Origin of the sequence: Acidipropionibacterium thoenii DSM 20276 (assembly GCF_000423445.1) — a bacterium.
GTDB classification, from domain to species: Bacteria; Actinomycetota; Actinomycetes; order Propionibacteriales; family Propionibacteriaceae; genus Acidipropionibacterium; species Acidipropionibacterium thoenii.
Genome location: NZ_AUHZ01000038.1, coordinates 1 through 5,941 on the forward strand (window position 1 = coordinate 1; position 5,941 = coordinate 5,941).

At 63.0% G+C, this 5,941-nt stretch carries 7 protein-coding genes and 1 pseudogene; 5 read left to right on the forward strand and 3 right to left on the reverse strand.

What is annotated here, in order from left to right:
- The coding region (locus tag G554_RS0109220; RefSeq protein ID WP_027587666.1) for an ISL3 family transposase at positions 1-1,064 on the reverse strand (1,064 nt) is incomplete at its 3' end.
- Positions 1,065-1,955: 891 nt separating this feature from the next.
- Here G554_RS0109220 and G554_RS0109225 point away from each other — a divergent pair.
- From G554_RS0109225 to G554_RS0109245, 4 genes are all read left to right on the forward strand, one after another.
- Entirely contained in the window at positions 1,956-2,411 is a 456-nt protein-coding gene (locus G554_RS0109225; protein ID WP_004809619.1) for a hypothetical protein, read from the forward strand.
- A gap of 546 nt (positions 2,412-2,957) precedes the next feature.
- Positions 2,958-3,308, forward strand: a complete 351-nt coding sequence (locus G554_RS15665) for a hypothetical protein (protein WP_051232815.1) — start codon at positions 2,958-2,960, stop codon at positions 3,306-3,308.
- Between the two features lie 78 nt (positions 3,309-3,386).
- Positions 3,387-3,935 (forward strand): bleomycin resistance protein, encoded by a 549-nt coding sequence (locus G554_RS15670; RefSeq protein ID WP_245570017.1) that lies wholly within the window; start codon positions 3,387-3,389, stop codon positions 3,933-3,935.
- Between the two features lie 402 nt (positions 3,936-4,337).
- Entirely contained in the window at positions 4,338-4,604 is a 267-nt protein-coding gene (locus G554_RS0109245; protein ID WP_027587667.1) for a hypothetical protein, read from the forward strand.
- 95 nt (positions 4,605-4,699) lie between these two features.
- On the opposite strand, the gene G554_RS0109250 is transcribed toward G554_RS0109245, so the two are convergent.
- Positions 4,700-4,939, reverse strand: coding sequence for an HAD family hydrolase (locus G554_RS0109250; protein ID WP_211220455.1), 240 nt, complete (start codon positions 4,937-4,939; stop codon positions 4,700-4,702).
- Between the two features lie 57 nt (positions 4,940-4,996).
- Positions 4,997-5,461 carry an HIT family protein gene (locus tag G554_RS18695; protein WP_161626485.1) on the reverse strand — a complete coding sequence of 155 codons (465 nt, stop codon included), beginning with the start codon at positions 5,459-5,461 and terminating at the stop codon, positions 4,997-4,999.
- A gap of 256 nt (positions 5,462-5,717) precedes the next feature.
- On the opposite strand from G554_RS18695, the pseudogene G554_RS17315 reads away from it, so the two are divergent.
- A pseudogene (locus G554_RS17315) lies at positions 5,718-5,941 on the forward strand (ISL3 family transposase); the annotation flags it as partial.

Genomic DNA, 5,941 nt, shown 5'->3' on the forward strand with positions numbered 1-5,941 from the left:
GCGATCGCGTTGATGAGGCGTTCCATGACCTGCCGGCCCTCGCTTGTGTTCTGGGCGCGGTAGGCGGTCACGACCTGCTGGTAGACCGCCCAGGTGACCTGGACCGGCGCGTGAGCGTCATCGGTGAACACAGTCTCCAGACGGGTGGCCTGGCGGTCGGTCAGCAGGTCACGGCCCGTGTGCAGAGTCAGGCGGACCCCGAACAGCGGGTCTCCTTTCCGGCCCCTGTGACCGCAGGTGTCCTGCTGGACGCGGGTACGAGTCCGATCCAGGGCGTCGCCGGCCAACTGGACCACGTGGAAGGGGTCCATCACCTCTGTCGCGTCGGGCACCTCTTCGGCCGCGGCGGTCTTGAAGCCGGTGAACCCGTCCATCGCCACAATATGGATCTGGTCGCGCCAGGCCTGGTCACGGCCGGCCAGCCACGCCTTGAACACTTTCTTGGAGCGTCCGGGAATCATGTCGAGCAGCCGGGCCGGCCCGCTGCCGTCTCGTGCCGGGGTGAGGTCGATGATCACGGTGACATACCGGTCACCGCGTTTGGTGTGGCGCCACACGTGCTCGTCGACCCCGATGATCTCCACACCGTCGAAACGGTGCCGATCATCGATCAACAGACGCCGGCCTTCGGCCAGGACCGCATCATTGGCGGTGGTCCAGTCCACTCCCAAAGATGCTGCGATCCGCGAGACCGGCAGATGATCCAGCACCAGAGCTTCCAGCCCCCAGGCCAGCCCGCCGCGGGACAGTGTAGCCCTCGGCTCGGCCGCAGCACTGGTGTCCTGGCGCCACACATGACCACACCCGGTGCACCGGTAACGCCGGACGCGGACCTGCAGGATCGTGGGCCGATGGCCCCACGGGGTGTGGGCCAGGCGCCGGATCACCGTGTCACGCGGAGCGCCCTGGCATCCGCACCGCCGGCACCAGTCGTCAGCCTCGACCACCCGGCAGGCCACCACGGCCCGCTCGGCGGTGATGTGCTGGCCGACCACCTCCAGGCCCAGCTCATCGAGACAGCAGAACGTGGTCAGGTCAGGGGCGGTGAAGGTAACGTGAGACATGAGGGCCTTGTGGTGCAGGAACGGGACTTGAACACTCCGATCCTTCCGCAGGGCCCTCCCCCACGCACCCCGTCCTCACAGCGAAGTGACAACCGATCCACACACAGTCAAGCCACAACTACACCCTGGATCCTGAAGAGCCACTTGACGATAGCCACACCTCCGATGGAGGATGACATGGTGAACTGCACAAGTAAACTCTCGGTCATGGCGATCGGATCTCTTGTTGCCAGATCGATCTATTCCACTCCCGCACAAGCCGCGCCCGCAACTACTCACAACGCGTCCCCCGTGGCAGAGTCCTCCACGATATCGGCGGTTGCCGCGAAACCATTACCAGTAGAGTGTCTCTCCGGCTGAAATCAATCGTCTCAATAGTACGCTCAATCCCTCGACCCCTAAAACCCTGTCGGCATCTGGCGTCCCAGGAGGGTACCATCGCCCACCTGGGCAGCGGCTCAATAATTATCGATTCAAGTCTTCCAACATTTACTTCGGCAACTATCATTGCGTGAACAAAAACTGCACGCTTAGTTCGGAAGTTCAGGCAGTGTGGCAAGAGAACATACAGGGAGGCTCGTCAAAGCGATGGACTCTGACCACGGTCGCCACGACATTCAAGGCCGGAGGTCCTCGATGGTCATTGCGGTACGGGTATTCTTGTGGTGTGAATGTCTCCCTTTCCACTGATCATACGTGTCGTTACGGTGCGTCAGCGTCGGGAGTGTCGGGCGCACTGACATCTAGGAAAAATTACTCCTGGAATTTCGAGAATCGGAGTTCTGGAGTGAATTATCCGATGTTCGCGCTTACGGTCAAGTGGACTGACGGCGTCACTCAAACGAACCGTATTCGTGGGTGGGATGTCTGCAACGGAAAGTCGGTGACGCTGTGCTCCAGCTCTGGAACCTGAACAAGGGTCGGATCTTCTGGTTCAGAGGGATTGATGGACCGGTCGAGTTGTCCGACAGTGATCCAGCCATGACCGCTGTGGCGCGCAACGCCTCGGGCCGGTGGGCCATCGCAGCGCTAGGGCCCATCAGTGATCTGGCCGCGCCGGCCTATGAGCATCAGGATCGGGACGAGTTCATGGGCACCATTGAGGGCCTGCTCGAGTGGCTTGATCTCGAATGCGATGATGCGGTCATCGCCGAAGTGGCGCGCTATTTCCACCGGGACAACGTCTCCTGTGCCGAGCAGTGGAATCGCACTCCGCCACATGCGACGACTGTCGTCTCCATGGACGGGGAACCCATTCAAGCCCATGTGTGGCGATTCCCGGGTGCCTCGGTGCTCGCCATGGACTATCACACCCTCGTCGTCGCTCTCCTCGTCGAGCACGAGTAGAGATCCCCGATAGTTTATCACAATCGAGGGTATGAATGGGGTGTGAGCTCAGCCGGCGCGTCGGTTCTTACGTAGGAGTCGAGGCCCTCCGAGGATGAAGATTCCTCCACCGCTGATCGGGAATGCCTCAACGTGTATAACCCTGCCTTCGCGGCCCCTGATCTGATGAGCTTTGCCGTCGTGATGAACTCTGGATTGTGGCTGTCGGGCAGCGCCTCAAACCGCGAATGGTGGTGATTGAGTGTCGTATCGAAACGCTGGACCAATGGGTGCGTGAAGGGCGTGACGCGGGACTCGGTGGTGAGTCGGCTGGCACGAGCCGTTTGGACATCGGCGCACGACGCTGCTGATCCGTGTGCGGCACAACAAATACTCCGGGTGCGACAGCAGGACACCACGGCTATCGCACCAATGGAAGCCGGTGCTGACACAGTGGCTCGCCGCCCGTCCCAGGTCGTGGTCGAAGCGGATTGAGGTGGTCGCCACCGCCGGTTTCGCAGGATTCAAGACCGGTGCGGTCGAAGGGCTCCCCAACGCGTCCCGGTCATGAACCCGCTCGACCGCATCGCCACGATAGTGCGGCGCATCACGGCCTTTATCGCCTCCGTCGGCCCCGTGGTCGCCGACGGGTTCCACTTCGATCCCGACGGTTACACCGAGACCGTCTCCCAGGGCGACGGGGACCTGCTCACCGCCGACACCCTGTGGGACATCAAGGTCTCCAAGAACCCGCCGACGAAGGAGAACACCCTGCAGCTGCTCATGTACTACCTCATGGGCCACCACTCGGGTCAGGACATCTTCGGCACCGTCACCTGCATGGGCATCTTCAACCCTCGGCTCAACACCATCTACCGGCTGCCGTGGCTATGTCAACTCCATCCGGCCCCGGGATGACGGCCCGACTTGGCCCCAGCTAACGCGAGATCAGCAGCACAGGGCATTCCGGGGATGCCCTCTGCGAGGCTGGTGCCCATGAGTGCCGAACCTTCCCTTGTGCCCGAGCTGTCCGTCACCGACTGCGAAGTGTCCGTCCGGTTCTGGCGTGACCTGCTCGGCTTCAAGGTGCTCTACGACAGGCCCGAGGAAGGCTTCGCCTACCTCGCCCTGGGTGACGCCCACCTCATGCTCGACCAAGCCGACATCGGCAGGACATGGCGAACGGCACCCTTCGACCCACCCTTGGGGCGCGGGATCAACTTCCAAATCTCCGTGCCCGATGTCGCCGATCAACTCCGGCAGCTACGCGAAGCGGGCTGGCCACTGTTCATGGAGCCAGAAGAGAAGTGGTACCGCATCGGCCCGAGCGAAGAGGCGGGCATTCGCCAGTTCCTCGTACAGGACCCCGACGGCTACCTAGTGCGACTCCAGATGTCCCTGGGGCACCGAACGTTGGAGCAGGAGCCCAACGCGGCAGAACAGCCCGTTCGCCGGCGTCCTCTCCGATGGCGAACGCCTCGCGGTCCTCGAAGAGTGGAAACTAGAGCGCAGCACGTCGCATCCGCCGTCGTTCGTGCGGCCTGACTCACTCGACGATCTATAGGGCTCGATGGCAGCTGAGGTCACTTTGCCGAAGCGGCTGTTGTGGAACCCGTCGCGCGCCTTCGATCTGGGTGGCGAGAAGCGTGTGCGGTCGCCGATGCGGATCGTGATCCAGGAGGCGCAGAGTGCAGATGACCTCGCGAGCTACCTCGACAGCGACCTACGGATCGCGCATTTGACCGGCGCTCGGGCTGCCGGACTGCATGGCCGCTCCATGGGAGAGCCGGTCCCCTGGGGTTCACGCCGTCGGGGACTGATTTCATCTGCAGTACCCCAGCTCCGGCACAGCAGCCCCGACACCGCACACGTTGTGGCGACTCTAGAGAGGGGTGACCCTTAATCTCATAGGATCTTGAAAAGCCAAGATCCCTATGAGAGGAACACATGACTCGCATGCTCAACCGTGCCGGCGCGCTAGGGCTGGCTGCGCTGATGAGCGCAGGACTCATCGTCTCCGGAACCGCAGCGCCCGAAGCCCAGGCGGTGAAGACGATCCACCGAAACACAGGTAGCCACAGGCACTATGAGTCTTGTGTCAAGGAGTTCTGGTACTTGCGCGAGCACTACAAGAACCAGGGATGGAAGGTCAAGAACATTCGCCATTGCGCGTACCAGAACGTTTGGTTCGCCTCCGCTGACTTCTATAAGTAACGCTTGCTGATGAGCAATGATCAGAACCTGTGGAGGGCGCTCGGCGGGGTGACGTGAAGTAGGCGCACCTTCCCGAGCAAGATCGAAGCCCATGCTCAAGTTCTGATCGGGTCGGCGTTGGCGCGCCGGCGACGGCGTTGCTCGGCGAAGCTGATCTCGCCGTCCCGCCAGTCGTTGAAGTGTCGCTGTTCGGCTGTTCTCCAGGCTGCGGCCAGGGCGTCGGTCATGGGATGGCCCATGCCGGTGACCCATGCCTCCAGGCCGGAGCGTGCCGCGGCGGCGTGATCCATCAGGGTGCCGTCGATGTCGAAGACCACGACAGATGGAGTGCTCACGATCGCGATCCTACGGTGCGGGCATCCAAGCTGTTCGCGGCAGATAGGGCGGCGATGTCAGTGGCCAGCCCGCACCCGAGCCACCCGTTGTCCCGCCTCGACGTGCGCCTGCTCGGTGACAGCGGAGTCATGTTCGGGCCAGGTGGTGATGCCATCTCCCGCTCGGCGGGGTACGACGTGCATGTGCCAGTGGGGGACGGACTGGTCGCTACCAGGCCCGCAGGCACTCAGGAGGTTGGTCCCGGAGCCAGCATCGGAGGCTGTGACGGATTGGGCCAGGTCGTGGCAGAGGTCGATCACAGCATGGCGTGCATCCGAATCGGCGTCTTGAACACCAACGCAGTGGACCTTTGGGATCACAAGGCAGTGGCCGGGGGCCAAGGCGCTGTCGTGCAGTGTGAGAAAGGCCAGAGCCAGCTCGTTCTCACTTACAACATATGCCGGGACATCGCCTCGCACGATTCCGCAAAACACGCATGCGGAGTCGGGCTCATGGGACTCTTCACTGGTCGACGCAGGCACGCGCAGAAAGCTAGCAGCTGTGCCCGCTCCACGCGCGCTGTATTCGGCAGATGATCGATGTCACGCGCCTGTGGCGGGCGTCTGGTGCCGGGCTCGGGTGTGGGCGAGGCGGTAGGAGTTGGTGCCGGTTTCGAGGCTCTTCCCAGATGAGGGTGTAGCGCACGTCGCGCGGCGGGCCGGCGCGTCGGTGGCCGGATAGAGGTCGAGGTCTCCCGAGGATGAGAGCTCCTACACACTCAGCCCGAAAGACCTCGACGTGCACGACGCTTCCGTCGGCGGGCGCGCTGATGCGTTCGCCAGCCCCGACCTGACTGCCTTCTGCCGCCTCGACGAACTCGGCCTCGTTGTCACCGGGCAGCGACTCGAGCCGGATCGTGCCGTATTGGCCTGCCAGGTGGTCGAGCCCGACCAGTGGTGCCGGCGCTGCGGCTGCGAAGGGAGACCACGTGACACCGTGGTCCGACGGCTTGCCCACGAACC

Bases quoted from the DNA above. Each gene is read 5' to 3' on its own strand.
- G554_RS0109245 (WP_027587667.1), top strand. From the start codon at position 4,338: ATGACTCGCATGCTCAACCGTGCCGGCGCGCTAGGGCTGGCTGCGCTG.
- G554_RS15670 (WP_245570017.1), top strand. From the start codon at position 3,387: ATGAGTGCCGAACCTTCCCTTGTGCCCGAGCTGTCCGTCACCGACTGC.
- G554_RS15665 (WP_051232815.1), top strand. From the start codon at position 2,958: ATGAACCCGCTCGACCGCATCGCCACGATAGTGCGGCGCATCACGGCC.